This is a genomic window from Streptosporangium sp. NPDC002607, from assembly GCF_053592655.1.
This window is the reverse complement of record NZ_JBSFWD010000005.1, coordinates 121,424-136,605: the sequence shown is the minus strand read 5'-3', so window position 1 is coordinate 136,605 and position 15,182 is coordinate 121,424. Positions and strand designations below refer to the sequence as shown.

Sequence of the window (15,182 nt, the reverse complement as noted above, 5' to 3'; positions counted from 1 at the left end):
GGGTTTGCCGGAGTGTCGAGGGTGAGTCCGGTCTCGGCTGGACTCTCCCACTGTGGGAGGCCTCATGCTACTCCCAGCGGTCCCCAGTAGTTGATCATGAAGGCATCAGGGATGGGGACGGCGTGACCGTTCGCCGCGTCAGCATGAGGAGAGCGACGCATGACCATCGTGAAGGACATCGAGGCCCGTGGCATGCACCACTGCGAGACGACGGCGCTGGGGGTGCTGTTACGGCATGAGGGACTTGAACTGTCCGAGCCCATGCTGTTCGGGCTGGGTTCGGGCCTGTCCTTCATCTATTGGGACAGCAAGGGCATGGCGTTCCCCTTTCTCGGAGGCCGCGTCAAGCCTTTCGACCTCACCAGGAACCTGGCCGCCAGGCTGAGGCTGACGTTAACGGCCGAGGAGACCACCTCACCGCGCAAGGCGTGGGAGAACGTGGCCGCCCCCATCGACGCCGGTCGGCCGGTCGGCCTCCAGCTCGACTGCTACCACCTGGACTATTTCCGCTCCAAGGTGCACTTCGGCGGTCATGTCGTCGCCATGTACGGCTACGACGAGCACGACGTCTACCTTGTGGACACCGACCAGCAGGGAGGAGCGGTGCGCACCAGCCGGGCCGGCCTCGCCATGGCGCGGGCCGAACGCGGCCCGATGACCGCCAGGAACCGATCCTTCACCATCACCCTGCCGGCTCACCCGCTTTCCTGGCAGGACCAGATCATCCCCGCCATCAAAGACTGCGCCGACGCCTTCCTCGCCGCTCCCATCGCGAACCTGGGCCACCGCGGCATCGAGAAGGCCGGCAAACAGGTGCCCAGATGGCTGCTACGCGCCGGCGAGCCGCAGCAGGACCTGCCGCAGGCCGCCCTCCTGATGGAGAAGGGCGGCACCGGCGGTGCCCTGTTTCGCGCCCTCTATCGCGACTTCCTCGACGAGTGCACCCGGCTGATCGACAACGGCAACCTCCGCGCCGGTCACAGGCTGTACGCCGATGCCGCCGTCCTGTGGACGGACGTGTCTACCTTGATCGCGAAGGCTGGAGAGAGCGGCGACGTGGGGTACCTCGAGCAGGCCGGCGTCATCCTCCACGATCTTTCGCGCATCGAGAAGGACGCCATGCAGGTGCTGCGTCAGTTGTAGCGCAAAGGGAAAGCCGAACCGCCCCGGCTTTGCCGGAGACCTTGACGTGCCCCGAGCGCCGGCTGAGAAGTCGGTAAACGCAGCGCCCCGCCACCTGTGATCGGCGACGGGGCGCAGAAGGTGCAGGTTCAGCCCTTGTAATTGAACACCTGACGCAGCGTGTGCTGGATCGCGACCAGGTCCTTCTGGTCTGCCATCACCTGGTCGATCGATTTGTACGCCTGCGGGTGCTCGTCCACCAGAGCGGCGGCGCGGTTCGCGTTCCAGGTGCGGCCGCGCATCGCCTCGGTCAGGGACGCGGCCGTCAGCTCACGCTTCGCCCGGGTGCGCGACATCCTGCGGCCGGCTCCGTGGGAGCAGGAGTTGTACGACATCGGGTTACCGAGCCCGCGCACGATGTATGAGCGCGTCCCCATCGAGCCTGGGATCACGCCCTCGTCGCCGGTGTCGGCCTTGATGGCTCCCTTACGGGTGATCCACAGGTCCTTGCCGTCGTGCGTCTCCTGCTGCGTGAAGTTGTGATGGCAATTGATCGTCCGGAGCCGCTGGCCCTTACCGACGACCCGGAACAGGGCGTTGCTCAGCACCTTGTCCATCCGGGCACGTGAGGCCATGGCGTAGTGCTGCGACCACAGCATGTCCTCGATGTAGGCGGTGAACTCCGGCGTGTTCTGCACCAGGTAGGCCAGGTCCGGGTCCTCCAGGCCGATCGCCTGCTTCTTCATCGTCTTCTTGGCGTCGACGATGTGCTTGGTCGCGAGCAGGTTGCCGATGCCGCGCGAGCCCGAGTGCAGCACCGTCCAGACCCGGTCACGCTCGTCGAGGCAGACCTCGACGAAGTGGTTGCCGGATCCGAGGGTGCCGAACTGCAGGGACACCTTCTTCTCCTGCTGAGGAGTCAGGTCGGTGTGCGGACGGCCGAGATCGCTCAGTGCGCGGTCCATGGACGGGTCGTCGTGGCCCTTGCCGACGCCGGCGGGGATCCGCTTCTCCACCAGCGGCATCAGGGCCTCAAGGGTGTCCGGGAGGTCGGCGGCGGTGAGCGTCGTCTCGGTCGCGACCATGCCACAGCCGATGTCGACGCCGACGGCGGCCGGGATGATGGCCCCTTCGGTGGGGATCACCGATCCGACCGTCGCGCCGATACCGATGTGCGCGTCGGGCATGAGAGCGACGTGTCCGGAGACGATTGGCAGGCGGGCGGCGCGTGCGGCCTGCATGATCGTACCCTCGTCGATCTCGCTGGCCCACGACACCAGGTTAGGTGCGGGCTGGTTCGGCATGGTGATCTCCTTCGTTGCGAGATCCAGCTTGCCCATGTCCAACGTGATATCCCACTGGTTTTCGGGCGGATGACCCGGAACAAGGTGAAGAAGACCTTCACCCTGGAGGACTTCAAGGCGCAGACCGCCGGCGTCGAGTGCCGCAAGGACACCGGGGTGATCGACGAGATCCCCGGCGCGTACAAGGACATCCAGTCGGTCATGGCCGCGCAGACCGACCTGGTCGAGGTGGTCGCGCACCTGCGGCAGCCGGTCTGCGTCAAGGGCTGAGCGATCGGTCTGCGACCAGGGCGTGCGGGGCCGTTTCGAGGGACATGAGGACGCAGGGATCTCAGGGACCGGATCGTCCGGACAGATCTGGCGATCTCCCAAGGAATCAACCATCTCGTGATGATGTTGAAGTGGTCGAGGCCTGTTTGGGGCCAAGTGGGGGGCCGGCCATAGGCTGGCCCCCTGCTTAATAGGTGACCGACTGGGAGGTGGCGCCCCGTGTTGCAGGATTTGTTCGGTCGTGTGGCGACCGATCTGCGGGTGTCCCTCACGGACCGCTGTAACCTGCGCTGTTCCTACTGCATGCCGCCCGAGGGCCTGGAATGGTTGCCCAAACCCGAACTGCTGACCGTCGACGAGATCGTCCGGTTGGTCACCATCGGGGTGGAGCGGCTGGGCATCACCGAGGTCCGCTACACCGGGGGCGAGCCCCTGCTCCGCCGCGAACTGGTCGACATCGTGACCCGCACCACCGCGCTCGGCCCCACCCCGCAGGTCTCGCTGACCACCAACGGGATCGGGCTGGGCCGGATGGCCGCCGCCCTGGCCGCCGCCGGCCTGCACCGGGTCAACGTCTCCCTCGACACCCTCGACCGCGAGACCTTCAAGAAGCTCGCCCACCGTGACCGGCTGGCCGACGTTCTTGAGGGCCTGGAGGCGGCCCACGCCTCCGGCCTGCGTCCCGTCAAGGTCAACACCGTGCTGATGCGCGGGATCAACGACCACGAGGCCGTGCCGCTGCTGCGCTACTGCCTGGAACGGGGGTACGAGCTGCGGTTCATCGAGCAGATGCCGCTGGACGCCCAGCACGGCTGGCGCCGGGAGAACATGATCACGGCCGACGAGATCCTCGCCCGGCTCCAGGCCGCCTTCGACCTGACCGACGCCGACCCGGTGGAACGCGGTAGCGCTCCTGCGGAACTGTTCCTCGTCGAGGGCGGCCCGGCCAGGGTCGGCGTCATCGGCTCGGTCACCCGCCCGTTCTGCGGTGCGTGCGATCGGGTGCGGCTCACCGCCGACGGCCAGATCCGCAACTGCCTGTTCGCCACCGACGAGTCCGACCTGAGGAGCGCGATGCGCTCGGGGGCGAGCGACGACGAGATCGTCGAGCGCTGGCGGTCCGCGGTCCGGATCAAGAAGGCCGGTCACGGCATCGACGACCCGACCTTCCTGCAGCCGTCCCGCCCGATGTCCGCCATCGGCGGATGACCGCCCGCCACGACGCCTGCGTCCTGGCGGGCGGTCTCGCGAGACGGCTCGGCGGCCGGGACAAGCCCGCCCTGCACGTCTCGGGCCGCCCGCTGGTCGAGTCGGTGGCCGCCGCCGTGCCCGGCGCCGGCAGGCTGGTCGTCGTCGGGCCGCCCCGCCCCGGGCTGCCAGGCGCGATCTTCCGCCGTGAGGATCCACCCGGAGGCGGCCCCGTTCCGGCGCTGCGGGCGGGGCTGGCCGAGGTGACCGCGCCGTGGGTGGTGCTGCTCGCCGCCGACCTTCCGTTCCTGACCGCCGAGCACGTGTCCGCGCTGCTGGACGCGGCAGGCGCAGGCGCGGGGACGGTGGCGTACGCGGAGGGGGCACGGGCGGGAGCGGTGCTCGTCGACGACGGTGGCCGCGAGCAGTGGCTCGCCGGGGTCTGGCATACGGCGAGCCTGACGTGGGCGCTCGCCCGCTACGAGGGACGGTCGCTGCACGGGCTGCTGGCCCCGCTCGACCCGGTCACGCTTCATCTCGCCGGGCGGCCGTGGTTCGATTGCGACACCATGGACGATCTACAGCGGGCGCGGGCCCAGGCGGGCGCTACCGCTGAGAAGGAGTGAGAGTTGAACGTGCTGACGGAGTGGACCGCGCTGGTCTGCCGGGAGTTGGGCATCGATCCCGCGACAGTCGATCGTGACGAGGTGCTCGACCTGACAAAGGAGGTCGCGCACGGGGTGGCCCGGCCGGCCGCGCCGCTGACGGCCTATCTGCTCGGCGTGGCGCTGGGGGCGGGCACGGCGCCGCCGGATGTCGTGGAAAGGCTGACCGCGCTGGCGCGTAACTGGGAGCAGACAACCGATACACAGGGTGAGAAATAACATCAGAGAAAAGGCGAGAACAAGTAAAAGTCATAAGAAAAGGGCGACGCCGGGTGGTTACGGGGGCAAACCACCCGGCGTCGCTTCATCGGCGTTCCGACGGGGGCCCGGAACGCCGGCACCAGTGCCCCGACGGGGGACCAGGGCACTTGGCTAAAGCGTACACCTACAACCCTTAGAGTGCGTCAAGACTTAGTCACGACCCGATCTCGCGTCGGTGGCGTGGAATCTCGCTCTGTCCGGAATCTTCCACGTCAGGGGCTCCCGTCACCCCACGTGGCGGCGCGTTGGCCCCGATCACGGCAATGTATGGTAAAAAGATCGCACCGGCGAAGAGCAGTAGTCGGACGGGTAGCGGAGCGGGCACGGTGAAGGCGAGGATCAGGCAGATCAGCCGGATCCCCATCTTGATGAAGTAGCTCTTCTCGCGCTTGCCGATGTCGGCACTCAGGGAGGGCTGGGCATCCGTCACCTGATGAACCACCGGGCGCTTGTGCCATCCCTTCACGATTCCCAATCTAGGCCTCATATCGGCTGGTGGCGAACGGTCATGTAATCATCGCTTTCCGGGAAGAAGCATGAGATGACAGATCGAACGTACCGGGTGACCGAGATAGTCGGCACTTCGGGGGAGAGCATCGAGGCGGCCGTGCGTAACGGAGTCCGCCGCGCCTCCCGGACCCTGCGTCACCTCGACTGGTTCGAGGTGACCGAGATCAGAGGGCACATCGAGGAGGGGGAGGTCGGGCACTTCCAGGTCGGGATGAAGGTCGGATTCCGGCTGGAGGACGACTGAGCCCGCCCGTGGCGGGCCCCCGGTGGAGGCCCCCTCCTCGCCACGGCACGGTCTGCCAGACAGGGCCTAGCTGGCCTGGCTGACCGTCGACATGTTGAAATCGGGCACCCGGATCGCCGGCATGATCGCGCGGTTGAAGTAGTCGCTCCACTCGCGCGGCAGGGTCTGCTCGGAGGCGCCGACCTCGGTGAGGCGGCGGAGCAGGTCCACCGGGCTCTCGTTGAAGCGGAAGTTGTTCACCTCGCCCACGACCTCGCCGTTCTCCACCAGGTAGACGCCGTCGCGGGTCAGGCCGGTCAGCAGCAGCGTCTGCGGGTCGACCTCGCGGATGTACCACAGGCAGGTGAGCAGCAGGCCGCGCTCGGTGGAGGCGATCATCTCCTCCAGCGACCGGCCGCCCCCGGGGCCTCGCATGATCAGGTTGTCGATGGCCGGGGTCACCGGCAGGCCGGTCAGTTCGGCGGAGTGCCGGGTCTGCAGCAGGTTGGCCAGTCTGCCGTCGGAGATCCAGTCGGTGGCCGCCAGCGGCAGCCCGTTGTCGAACACCGAGCTCTCCCGGCTGGAGGCGTGCGCCACCACGAACGGCGGGCACTCGATGTCCGGCTCGGCGGGGTCACCGTACAGGCGGATCGGCGACTCGGAGAGGACCTCGCCGACGCGGGTGCCGCCGCCGGGTCTGGAGAAGACGGTGCGTCCCTCCAGGGCGTCGCGGGCTCCGGCCGTCCAGTACAGGTAGATCATCAGGTCGGCCACGGCCGTCGGCGGCAGCAGCGTCTCGTACCGGCCCGCGGGCAGGTCGACACGGTTCTTCGCCCACTCGAGCCGCCGGGCCAGCGTGGCGTCCAGAGCCGCCACGTCGACGTCGGAGAAGTCGCGGGTGGACACGCCCGTCCATGCCGAGCGCTTCATGTCCAAGGACTTGGCGTTGAGCTCCAGGCGGCCGGTGGGCTGGGTGTGCCGCAGCCTGGTGCCCGTGGAGGTGCCCACGAAGGTCGTCGTGACCGTGTGCTCGGCGAACCCGTACAGCCTGCGCCCGCTCGCCTCGGCCGCGGTGAAGGCCTCGCCCAGGGCGGGGGCGAAGGCGCCGAACACCCCTATCGAGGTCGGCTCGGCCGGGTCGTCCCAGCCATCGGATCGGGTGCCCTCCAGCAGCGGCCGGGCGTCCTCGGACGGCTGGGCGTCCTCCGCGGCGTGGTCGGCGGCCGCCACGACGTCGTCGAGCTGGTCGGGGCGGACCGCCGCCCGTGACACCACGCCCACACCCCGCCCCACGATCGAGATCACGGTGAGCTGCGCGGAGCGGGACACGCCGTTGGTGGTGAGGGTGTTGCCCGCGAAGCGCAGGTTGGCGCTCGACCCCTCGTCCACGATCACAACGACCTCGTCGGCCGTGGAGAGCTCAAGAGCCTTCTCGATCATCTCCTGGGGGCTCATCCCGCTCCTCTCCTGCCGGCTCGCCCGGCCGCCACCTTCATCCGCCCGCTCGCCGTACGCGCTCAACTGCCACTCTCCTGGGCGGTGTTGAGGACGCGCACGCCTCGGAAGAGCGCCGACGGGCAACCGTGGCTGACCGGGGCGACCTGGCCCGGTTGCCCCTTGCCGCAGTTGAACGCCCCGCCGAGCACGTACGTCTGCGGCCCGCCGACCGCCGCCATCGACCGCCAGAAGTCGGTGGTCGTGGCCTGGTAGGCGACGTCGCGCAACTGCCCGGCGAGCCTGCCGTTCTTGATCAGATAAAACCGCTGACCGGTGAACTGGAAATTGTAACGCTGCATGTCGATGGACCAGCTCTTGTCGCCCACCACGTAGATGCCCCGGTCGACGCCGGAGATCAGCTCCTCGGTGGTGGGACCGTCGGGCGCCGGTCGCAGCGACACGTTCGCCATGCGCTGGATCGGGGTGTTGCCGGGGGAGTCGGCGAAGGCGCAGCCGTTGGAAGCGCCCAGGCCCTTCAGCAGCGCCATCCGCCGGTCGAGCTGGTAGCCGACCAGTACGCCGCCGGAGACGATGTCGAACTCCCTGGTCGCCACGCCCTCGTCGTCGTAGCCGATCGTGGCCAGGCCGTGCTCGACGGTGCGGTCGCCGACCACGTTCATCACCTGCGAGCCGTACACCAGCTTGCCGAGCTGGTCGAAGGTGGCGAAGCTCGTCCCGGCGTACGCCGCCTCGTAGCCGAGGGCGCGGTCGAGTTCGGTGGCGTGCCCGACCGACTCGTGGATCGTCAGCCACAGGTTCGACGGGTCGATCACCAGGTCGTAGGGGCCGGCCTCGACGGAGGGGGCCTTGAGCTTCTCATCAAGGAGTTCGGGAATGCGCGCCAGCTCGCCGGGGAAGTCCCAGCCGGTGCCGGTGAGGTACTCGTACCCCCGGCCCGCGGGCGGGGCGAGCGTCCGCATCGAGTCGAAGCGGCCGTCCAGCACCCTCATCGCCTCCAGCTGGGGGTGGACGCGCACCCGCTGCTGCGTGGTGGAGGTCCCCGCCGTGTCGGCGTAGAACTTCTGCTCCTTGACCTGCATCAGCGACGCCTGGACGTGGTCCACCCCGGGATCTGTCAGCAGGCCGCGCGACCAGCCGGCGAGCAACTCCGCCTTGTCGCGCATCGGCACCTCGAACGGGTCGAGTTCGTAGGAGGAGACCCAGGTGACGTCGGAGTGAACCGGCTCGGGCGCCAGCTCGACGGGCTCGCGGTTGATCGCCGCCGAGACGAGCGCCACCTCCACCGCCTGCTCGGCGACGCGGACGGCCGCCTCGGGGGTGAGCTCGATGCCTCCGGCGAAGCCCCAGGTGCCGTTCTTGACGACCCGCACGGCATAGCCGAGGGTGTCGGCGTCGATGGAGCCCTCAAGTGCGGCGTCGGACAGGCGTACGGTCTCTCCGCGGATGCGTTCCAGCCGGAAGTCGGCGTGCTCGGCGCCCAGGTCCCGAGCGCGTTGCAGGGCCGCGTCCGCCAGCCGCCGCAGCGGCAGGGCGAGAAAGTCGGAGTCGATCTGGCGCATGTCAACGATCCTAACCCCGTGATCTTGTCCTTCCCGGACAAGAGGGTTACCCCCAAGTAGCCGATACCGTCTGACCATGGCTCGATCTGTTCTCGTAACCGGCGGCAATCGCGGCATCGGCCTCGCGATCGCCCGCGAACTCGCCCAGGCCGGCGACGCCGTCGCCGTGACCTACCGTTCCGGACAGCCCCCCGAGGGGCTGTTCGGCGTGCGCTGCGACGTGACCAGCACGGCCGACGTGGACGCCGCGTTCGCGAAGGTCGAGGCCGAGTACGGCCCGGTCGAGGTGCTCGTCGCCAACGCGGGCATCGCCAAGGACACGCTGCTGCCGATGATGAAGGAGGAGACCTTCACCGATGTCATCGACGCCAACCTGACCGGCGCCTACCGGGTCGCCAAGCGCGCCACCCGCGGCATGCTGCGGCTCAAGCGCGGGCGGATCGTGCTGATCTCCTCGGTGGTGGCCATGCTCGGCTCCGCGGGGCAGAGCAACTACGCCGCTTCCAAGGCCGGGATGATCGGTTTCGCCCGGTCGGCGGCCAGGGAGCTGGGCTCGCGCAACATCACGGTCAACGTGGTCGCCCCCGGTTTCGTGGAGACCGACATGACGGCCGAGCTCGACGAGTCCTACCAAGAGCAGATCAGGAAGAACATCCCCCTGGGCCGCTATGCCAGCCCTGAGGAGATCGCACGCGTGGTCAGATTCCTGGCCGGCGAGGACGCCGCCTACATCACGGGGGCTGTCATCCCCGTTGACGGTGGCCTTGGAATGGGGCACTGACGTGGGAATTCTCGAAGGCAAGCGGCTTCTCGTCACCGGGGTGCTCACCGACTCCTCCATCGCCTTCTCGGTGGCCAAACTGGCCCAGCAGGAGGGCGCCCAGATCGTGCTCACCGGCTTCGGCCGGCTCAGCCTGGTCGAGCGCATCGCCAAGCGCCTGCCGGAGCCGCCGCCGGTGCTGGAACTCGACGTCACCAGCACCGAGCACCTCGACTCCCTGGCCGACCGGGTCGGCGAACACCTCGGCGGCCTGGACGGCGTGGTGCACGCCATCGGGTTCGCCCCCCAGACCGCCCTGGGCGGCAACTTCCTGAACACCTCGTGGGAGGACGTGGCGACCGCCGTCCAGGTCTCCACCTACTCGTTCAAGTCGCTCGCGGTGGCCGCGCTCCCGCTCATGAAGGAGGGCGGCGCGATCGTCGGCCTCGACTTCGACGCCACCAAGGCCTGGCCGGTGTACGACTGGATGGGGGTGGCCAAGGCCGGCCTGGAGTCCTGCTCCCGCTACCTGGCCCGCGATCTGGGCAAGCACGGCATCCGGGTCAACCTTGTCGCGGCGGGTCCGCTCCGGACCATGGCCGCCAAGAGCATCCCCGGCTTCGGCGAGTTCGAGGACAGCTGGCCCGCCAAGGCCCCGATCGGCTGGGACATCAACGACCCGATTCCGGCGGCCAAGGCGTGTGTCGCCCTGCTGTCGGACTGGTTCCCCGCCACGACCGGTGAGATCGTCCATGTCGACGGCGGCGTGCACGCCATCGGAGCCTAGATCCTGTCCCGCGGGTCAGGTGGCGCCCGTGACCGAGGTGGGCAAAAGATCCAGAGAGCAGGGGGCTAGGCCACCCGGTGATGGCCCGGTGGCACCGGCTCGAAGGGGATCGACTCCTTGACCTTCCGCCTGCTGTACAGCAGGCGGACCGCGAGGATGGCCAGAATGAGCACCGCGGTGGTGAGCACGGTGCCCGCCGTGTCGGATGACCGGCTGGGCGTCACCGGCCGTTCGTTTGACATCTGCCGCTGCAACTCCTGCATCAGCGGGGCCGGCCAGAGCAGTTCCACCCGGGGTGCCTCGGCGTCGACCACGGGTGACGGCTCGGAGGTCACCGGCGCGTCCACGTCGATCGTGGGTGTGTCGGCCTCCGGATACGGCGACCGTGAGGGCTGTCGCGTCCGGCCGGTCGGCACCGGCACCGGTTCCTTCCGCGCGGGCCGGTGGCCGTGGTCGCGCGAGGGGCTCGGCGACGGCTTGGGCCGGGCCGCCTCCTGAGAGAGGGGACTCTCCGACGGGTCCGGGCATTTGGGGGAGGCTGCCGTGGGCCGGCAGGTGCCGGTGGGATCATCGGGGCGCGGCCCGTTGCCGGAGGGGGTCTCCTTGCCCCCTGCGGGCCGGGTTTCGGCGGCCGAGGTGGCCGGTGCCTCCTCCCCGATGGGGGACGTCTTCTCGGCAGCGGGCGTCTGAGCCGTGGTGCCGGCGGTGTCGTCACCGGCGGGCGAGGACGAGAGCGGGGCCAGCAGGGGTGCGAGCGGGGAGGTGTCGCCCGTGATGCCGCTCACCACGTTGTCCACGGTCCGGCAGATCCCGCCCGTCACGGTGCCCAGCAGCCCTCCGTGATCGCAGTCGTCCACCTGCGTGACGGTGTCCTCCCGGGCGGTGTCCACCGACGAGACCGCCGGGATCCCGCTGCCCAGCACCAGCGCCAGTGCGCCTGCCGACATCGCGGTTCGCACTCGTCTCCCTTCCCCCGGGTCGGATATCGGCCGTGATGTGCTGCCGACATCCGGGTGCCCCCGCCACCTGTTCGACAGTCTTGTGGGGGGGGCCCGGTTTTTTCACGGAAAGTTGCTATTCGGTATCGACTAGTGATACGCGAGGCGAATTCTCGTTCGGTTTCCGTCCTGGGCGTCTCAGTCGGCCGACACGTCGTCGAGTGCTTCCCTTATCTCCACGGGCAACGCCAGGTCCTCGGCCTGGAGCACCCCGGACAGCTGCGCGTGGGTGCGGGCGCCGACGATGGCGGAGGCCACCCCCGGCTGGTCGCGTACCCACGACAGGGCCACCGACAGCGGCGAGACGCCAAGCCCTTCGGCGGCGGTCGTCACCGACTCCACGACCCGGCGGCACCGCTCGTCGAGGTAGGGCGTGACGAAATCGGCGAAGTGCGGGGTGGCGGCCCGAGAGTCGGCGGGGATGCCCGTGCGGTACTTGCCGGTGAGGACCCCGCGCCCGAGCGGTGACCAGGCGAGCACCCCGGCGCCGACATGCTCGGCGGCGGGGATCAGCTCGCGCTCGGCCTCTCTGGCCAGGAGCGAGTACTCGACCTGGGCCGCGACGATCGGCACCCGCCCTGGAACCGCCCGTTGCCCCACGGCGGCGGTCGCCAGCTGCCAGCCCGCGTAGTCGCACACCCCGGCGTACGCGGCCCGCCCGGAGGACACGATCGCGTCCACGGCGGCCAGGGTCTCCTCCAGCGGGACGTCGGGATCAAAGGCGTGCAGCTGCCACAGGTCGACCTCGTTGACGCCCAGGCGGGTCAGGGAGGCGTCGATCGCGGCGACCAGGTGCTTCCTTGAGGCGTCGCGGGGTCTGCGCCCGGCGGGGGTGAGCACGGCCTTGGTGGACAGCACCAGCTCCGAACGCGGCACCGAGTCGCGCAGCAGCCGCCCGAGCAGCCGTTCGGCGTCGCCGCCCGTGTAGACGTCGGCGGTGTCGATGAGCGTGCCGCCGGCCTCGGCGAACATGCGGAGCTGCGCCGCGGCCTCCTCGGCGCCGGTGTCACGCCCCCACGTCATCGTCCCCAGTCCCAGGCGGGACACCGACAAGCCGCTCCGGCCCACATAGCGCTGCTCCATGATCCGGCCAGATTACCGCTCGGCCACTTAAAAGTAGTGGAGTGAGGGCTGCAAGACTTGCCCGCGTGACGACCTTGTTGCTGGCCAGACACGGCCTTACCCACCTCACCGGTCCGGTCCTCGCGGGATGGACCCCGGATGTTCACCTCAGCGACGCGGGACAGGCCCAGGCGAAGGCCCTCGCCACCCGGCTGACCTCGCTGGAACTCGACGCGATCGTCTCCAGCCCGCTGGAACGCTGTCAGGAGACCGCGCAGGCGGTCGCCGAGGGGCGACAGAGGGCGGAGGTACTGACCGATGAGCGCTTCGGCGAGTGCCGTTACGGTGACTGGACGGGCCGCCCGATCGCCGAACTCGTCAAGGACCCCCTCTGGCCGGTGGTGCAGGCCCATCCGAGCGCGGTGACGTTCCCCGGGGGAGAATCCCTGCCGGCCGTCCAGTACCGCGCCGTGGCGGCGGTCAGGGAATGGAACGAGCGTCTCGGCCCGAAGGCGGTCTACCTCGTCTGTAGCCACGGAGACGTGATCAAGGCCATCGTGGCCGACGCCATGGGGCTGCATCTGGACCAGTTCCAACGGATAACCGCTGATCCGGCCTCGCTCACCGTCATTCGCTACACCCCCTTGCGCCCCTTCGTGCTCAGGCTCAACGACACGGGTGGGGATATGGCTGGATTGCGCCTCGCGGAGGGTTCGGAAGGCGAGGACGGGGGAGAAAATCCCACCGGGAGTGATGCCGCAGTCGGCGGCGGATCCGGGACCACGTAAGGTCGGGCTATGCCGGTCTTCGACTACGATCCACCCGAGAGATTCGTGGCCGGTGCCGTGGGGCAACCGGGTTCACGAACCTTCTTCCTGCAGGCGCGGGGACAGGGCAGGCTGACCACCGTGGCGCTGGAGAAGTTCCAGGTGGCCGCGCTGGCCGACCGCCTCGACCAGCTGCTCGACGAGGTGTTGCGGCGCGGCGAGGCCGGTGTCCCGGTGCCCGCCGTCGCTCCGGCCGCGCTGGCCGACAACGCCCCTCTCGACGTGCCGATCAGTGAGGACTTCCGCGTCGGCACCATGGCCCTGGCCTGGGACCCCGAGGCCGACCAGGTGGTCATCGAGGCCCAGGAGGCCGGGGTCGAGGAGGAGTTCGAGCCGTCCTCGCCCGCCGATCTCACGGTGCTGCGCGTGCACATCAGCCCAAGCACCGCCAGGGCCTTCACCAAGCGGGCCATGGCACTCGTCGCCGCCGGGCGTCCGCCCTGCCCGCTCTGCGCCCAGCCTCTCGATGCCGAAGGGCATATTTGTGTGCGGCTCAACGGTTACCGGGGTAGTAGCGCTTCATCTGGTGGAGGAGGCGAATGAGCGCTGAGAGCGAGCCGACGCTGAGTACGGCGCCGGCCGCGGGGCTGGATGACGAGACCGCGATGCGTCTGCTCCGTGACGGACGGCTGGATGTGGCGGGTCGCCTGGTCGAGGCGACCAACATGACGCTTTACTGCTCGGTCCGGCTCGGCGGGCTCGCGGCGGCCTGTGTGTACAAGCCGGTACGGGGGGAGCGCCCGCTCTGGGACTTCCCCGACGGGACCCTGGCCGCCCGCGAGGTCGCCGCCTACGAGGTCTCCGCGGCGATCGGCTGGCGGATCGTGCCGCCCACCGTCTACCGGGACGGCCCGTTCGGCCCGGGAATGTGCCAGCTCTGGATCGACACCGACCCCGAGATCGACCTGATGGTGCTGATCCGCAGTCGCCAGCCCTCGCTGCGGCGGATGGCCGTCTTCGACGCCGTCGTCAACAACGCCGACCGCAAGGGTGGCCACCTGCTGCCGCTCGCCGACGGCCATGTCTACGGGGTCGATCACGGGGTCTCCTTCTCCGCCGAGGACAAGCTCCGCACCGTGCTCTGGCAGTGGCGCGGCAAGCCCCTGTCCCGCGAGGCCATGAACGTCCTGACCCGCCTCGAACGCGACCTGGAGCAGGGGCGGCTCGGCCGCCGCCTCCGAGAACTCCTCACCCTCCCCGAGGTCGAGGCGACCTGGTCGCGGGTCCGCAGGCTTCTCGACACCGGCCTGCACCCCCTCCCCTCCAAGGAGTGGCCGGCGATCCCGTGGCCGCCGATCTGAGCCCCCGGATGGCAGGTGCCGTGACCTCGGACTCCTTGCCGGCGAAGGACCCCGCTCCGCGCCCGCTCGTGGCGGAGGCGTAGCCTCCGGGCATGTGCACGGTTGTCGTCAGCATCGATCCGAGCGCCGAGATCCCCCTGATCGTGGTCGGGGTGCGTGATGAGTTCACCGGCCGTCCCTGGGTTCCGCCGGCGGGACACTGGCACAAGGACCGGCCCGGCCTGATCGGCGGTCGAGACCTTCAGGGCGGCGGCACCTGGCTGGCCGTCGACCCCCGGGCCAGGAGGGTCGGGGCCCTTCTCAACGGGCACGGCGTGCTCGCCCCGGAGGAGACGCGCCGCTCACGCGGTGACCTCCCGCTCCTGGCGGCCGCCGGAGGCCGGCCGGTGGAGAGCGACCTTGACCGCTATGACCCCTTCCACCTGCTGCGCGCCGATCCCACCGGGGCCTGCCTGTGGCACTGGGATGGGACCGCGCTGGAGCGAGACGTCCTTCCTCCGGGAACCCACATGATCGTCAACAGCGGCTGGGAACGCGGTGAGGAGAACGAGCGCGTCGCGTTCTTCCGCCCCCTGTTCGCAAAGGCCGGCCGTCCCACGGAGCTCGACGGCCCCTGGGAGGAGTGGCGGGAACTCGCCACCGGGGCGGGGATTCCCCCCGAGGACCTCCGGTCCATGATCATTCATCATGAGCTGCCCGACGGGCGGATCTTCGGCTCTCTCTCCGTCACCCTGCTCGCCCTGGCGCCGGGCGGCGTCCGCTACGACTTCACCGCCGCCCCCCGTGATCCGGGTGCCTTCCGCGAAGTCCGCACGGAATGATCTGGGTGCCTCGCGGAGTTGAGACGAATGCCTCTGTATCCGCCACCCCGAGCTGATCGGGGTGGT

17 protein-coding genes and 1 pseudogene are annotated in these 15,182 nt (G+C 69.4%); 12 read left to right on the top strand and 6 right to left on the bottom strand.

The genetic code is table 11. The annotated features are described in order from the left end of the window. Positions 1 to 159 precede the first annotated feature (159 nt). The gene (locus tag ACWD3H_RS07860) at positions 160 to 1,143 is read left to right on the top strand and encodes a BtrH N-terminal domain-containing protein (RefSeq protein WP_451954449.1); all 984 of its coding nucleotides are present in this window, start codon (positions 160 to 162) and stop codon (positions 1,141 to 1,143) included. A gap of 128 nt (positions 1,144 to 1,271) precedes the next feature. On the opposite strand, the gene ACWD3H_RS07855 is transcribed toward ACWD3H_RS07860, so the two are convergent. Beyond that, on the bottom strand, positions 1,272 to 2,462 hold the full coding sequence (locus tag ACWD3H_RS07855) for an RtcB family protein (RefSeq protein ID WP_355554025.1): 1,191 nt from the start codon (positions 2,460 to 2,462) through the stop codon (positions 1,272 to 1,274). Positions 2,463 to 2,492: 30 nt separating this feature from the next. Between ACWD3H_RS07855 and ACWD3H_RS07850 the strand changes: the two are divergent. From ACWD3H_RS07850 to ACWD3H_RS07835, 4 genes and pseudogenes are all read left to right on the top strand, one after another. After that, positions 2,493 to 2,696: pseudogene (locus ACWD3H_RS07850) on the top strand (RtcB family protein); the annotation flags it as partial. Between the two features lie 219 nt (positions 2,697 to 2,915). Then, positions 2,916 to 3,905 carry a GTP 3',8-cyclase MoaA gene (moaA, locus tag ACWD3H_RS07845; RefSeq protein ID WP_451954448.1) on the top strand — a complete coding sequence of 330 codons (990 nt, stop codon included), beginning with the start codon at positions 2,916 to 2,918 and terminating at the stop codon, positions 3,903 to 3,905. Beyond that, positions 3,902 to 4,510: a molybdenum cofactor guanylyltransferase gene (mobA, locus tag ACWD3H_RS07840; RefSeq protein ID WP_451954447.1), complete on the top strand. Its 609-nt coding sequence runs from the start codon at positions 3,902 to 3,904 to the stop codon at positions 4,508 to 4,510. Before moaA ends, mobA begins: the two co-directional genes overlap by 4 nt. A 9-nt stretch (positions 4,511 to 4,519) precedes the next feature. Then, positions 4,520 to 4,768 (top strand): DUF6457 domain-containing protein, encoded by a 249-nt coding sequence (locus ACWD3H_RS07835; protein WP_350919434.1) that lies wholly within the window; start codon positions 4,520 to 4,522, stop codon positions 4,766 to 4,768. A gap of 196 nt (positions 4,769 to 4,964) precedes the next feature. Here ACWD3H_RS07835 and ACWD3H_RS07830 read toward each other — a convergent pair whose 3' ends face one another. Next, positions 4,965 to 5,276 carry a DUF3099 domain-containing protein gene (locus tag ACWD3H_RS07830; protein ID WP_350919120.1) on the bottom strand — a complete coding sequence of 104 codons (312 nt, stop codon included), beginning with the start codon at positions 5,274 to 5,276 and terminating at the stop codon, positions 4,965 to 4,967. Between the two features lie 75 nt (positions 5,277 to 5,351). Between ACWD3H_RS07830 and ACWD3H_RS07825 the strand changes: the two genes are divergently transcribed. Continuing rightward, positions 5,352 to 5,564, top strand: coding sequence for a dodecin (locus ACWD3H_RS07825; protein ID WP_030904659.1), 213 nt, complete (start codon positions 5,352 to 5,354; stop codon positions 5,562 to 5,564). A gap of 66 nt (positions 5,565 to 5,630) precedes the next feature. Here the strand turns inward: ACWD3H_RS07825 and ACWD3H_RS07820 are convergent, their stop codons facing one another. Beyond that, on the bottom strand, positions 5,631 to 6,998 hold the full coding sequence (locus tag ACWD3H_RS07820) for a metallopeptidase TldD-related protein (RefSeq protein WP_451954446.1): 1,368 nt from the start codon (positions 6,996 to 6,998) through the stop codon (positions 5,631 to 5,633). 62 nt (positions 6,999 to 7,060) lie between these two features. Then, on the bottom strand, positions 7,061 to 8,560 hold the full coding sequence (locus ACWD3H_RS07815; protein ID WP_451954445.1) for a TldD/PmbA family protein: 1,500 nt from the start codon (positions 8,558 to 8,560) through the stop codon (positions 7,061 to 7,063). A 76-nt stretch (positions 8,561 to 8,636) separates the two neighbouring features. Here ACWD3H_RS07815 and ACWD3H_RS07810 point away from each other — a divergent pair, with 76 nt between their 5' ends. Both ACWD3H_RS07810 and fabI read left to right on the top strand, forming a co-directional pair. Then, positions 8,637 to 9,341 carry a beta-ketoacyl-ACP reductase gene (locus ACWD3H_RS07810; RefSeq protein WP_350919126.1) on the top strand — a complete coding sequence of 235 codons (705 nt, stop codon included), beginning with the start codon at positions 8,637 to 8,639 and terminating at the stop codon, positions 9,339 to 9,341. A gap of 1 nt (position 9,342) precedes the next feature. Continuing rightward, positions 9,343 to 10,107 (top strand): enoyl-ACP reductase FabI, encoded by a 765-nt coding sequence (gene fabI, locus ACWD3H_RS07805; RefSeq protein ID WP_343961094.1) that lies wholly within the window; start codon positions 9,343 to 9,345, stop codon positions 10,105 to 10,107. Positions 10,108 to 10,172: 65 nt separating this feature from the next. Here fabI and ACWD3H_RS07800 read toward each other — a convergent pair whose 3' ends face one another. Next, the gene (locus ACWD3H_RS07800) at positions 10,173 to 11,066 is read right to left on the bottom strand and encodes a hypothetical protein (RefSeq protein ID WP_451954444.1); all 894 of its coding nucleotides are present in this window, start codon (positions 11,064 to 11,066) and stop codon (positions 10,173 to 10,175) included. 177 nt (positions 11,067 to 11,243) lie between these two features. Beyond that, positions 11,244 to 12,188, bottom strand: coding sequence for an aldo/keto reductase (locus tag ACWD3H_RS07795; RefSeq protein WP_350919132.1), 945 nt, complete (start codon positions 12,186 to 12,188; stop codon positions 11,244 to 11,246). Positions 12,189 to 12,253: 65 nt separating this feature from the next. Here ACWD3H_RS07795 and ACWD3H_RS07790 point away from each other — a divergent pair, with 65 nt between their 5' ends. The 4 genes from ACWD3H_RS07790 (at position 12,254) to ACWD3H_RS07775 (ending at position 15,116) form a co-directional block, all read left to right on the top strand. After that, positions 12,254 to 12,955, top strand: a complete 702-nt coding sequence (locus ACWD3H_RS07790) for a histidine phosphatase family protein (protein ID WP_451954443.1) — start codon at positions 12,254 to 12,256, stop codon at positions 12,953 to 12,955. A gap of 9 nt (positions 12,956 to 12,964) precedes the next feature. Further along, positions 12,965 to 13,537, top strand: coding sequence for a DUF3090 domain-containing protein (locus tag ACWD3H_RS07785; protein ID WP_451954442.1), 573 nt, complete (start codon positions 12,965 to 12,967; stop codon positions 13,535 to 13,537). After that, positions 13,534 to 14,295: an SCO1664 family protein gene (locus ACWD3H_RS07780; RefSeq protein WP_355553994.1), complete on the top strand. Its 762-nt coding sequence runs from the start codon at positions 13,534 to 13,536 to the stop codon at positions 14,293 to 14,295. Before ACWD3H_RS07785 ends, ACWD3H_RS07780 begins: the two co-directional genes overlap by 4 nt. Positions 14,296 to 14,387: 92 nt before the next feature. Beyond that, positions 14,388 to 15,116: an NRDE family protein gene (locus ACWD3H_RS07775; RefSeq protein WP_451954441.1), complete on the top strand. Its 729-nt coding sequence runs from the start codon at positions 14,388 to 14,390 to the stop codon at positions 15,114 to 15,116. Positions 15,117 to 15,182 lie beyond the last annotated feature (66 nt).

What these genes read in the sequence shown, in the direction of transcription:
- ACWD3H_RS07860 (WP_451954449.1), top strand. Translation starts at nt 160, where the DNA reads ATGACCATCGTGAAGGACATCGAGGCCCGTGGCATGCACCACTGCGAG.
- ACWD3H_RS07855 (WP_355554025.1), bottom strand. Translation starts at nt 2,462, where the DNA reads ATGGGCAAGCTGGATCTCGCAACGAAGGAGATCACCATGCCGAACCAG.
- mobA (WP_451954447.1), top strand. Translation starts at nt 3,902, where the DNA reads ATGACCGCCCGCCACGACGCCTGCGTCCTGGCGGGCGGTCTCGCGAGA.
- ACWD3H_RS07825 (WP_030904659.1), top strand. Translation starts at nt 5,352, where the DNA reads ATGACAGATCGAACGTACCGGGTGACCGAGATAGTCGGCACTTCGGGG.
- ACWD3H_RS07820 (WP_451954446.1), bottom strand. Translation starts at nt 6,998, where the DNA reads ATGAGCCCCCAGGAGATGATCGAGAAGGCTCTTGAGCTCTCCACGGCC.
- ACWD3H_RS07815 (WP_451954445.1), bottom strand. Translation starts at nt 8,560, where the DNA reads ATGCGCCAGATCGACTCCGACTTTCTCGCCCTGCCGCTGCGGCGGCTG.
- ACWD3H_RS07810 (WP_350919126.1), top strand. Translation starts at nt 8,637, where the DNA reads ATGGCTCGATCTGTTCTCGTAACCGGCGGCAATCGCGGCATCGGCCTC.
- ACWD3H_RS07795 (WP_350919132.1), bottom strand. Translation starts at nt 12,188, where the DNA reads ATGGAGCAGCGCTATGTGGGCCGGAGCGGCTTGTCGGTGTCCCGCCTG.
- ACWD3H_RS07785 (WP_451954442.1), top strand. Translation starts at nt 12,965, where the DNA reads ATGCCGGTCTTCGACTACGATCCACCCGAGAGATTCGTGGCCGGTGCC.
- ACWD3H_RS07780 (WP_355553994.1), top strand. Translation starts at nt 13,534, where the DNA reads ATGAGCGCTGAGAGCGAGCCGACGCTGAGTACGGCGCCGGCCGCGGGG.
- ACWD3H_RS07775 (WP_451954441.1), top strand. Translation starts at nt 14,388, where the DNA reads ATGTGCACGGTTGTCGTCAGCATCGATCCGAGCGCCGAGATCCCCCTG.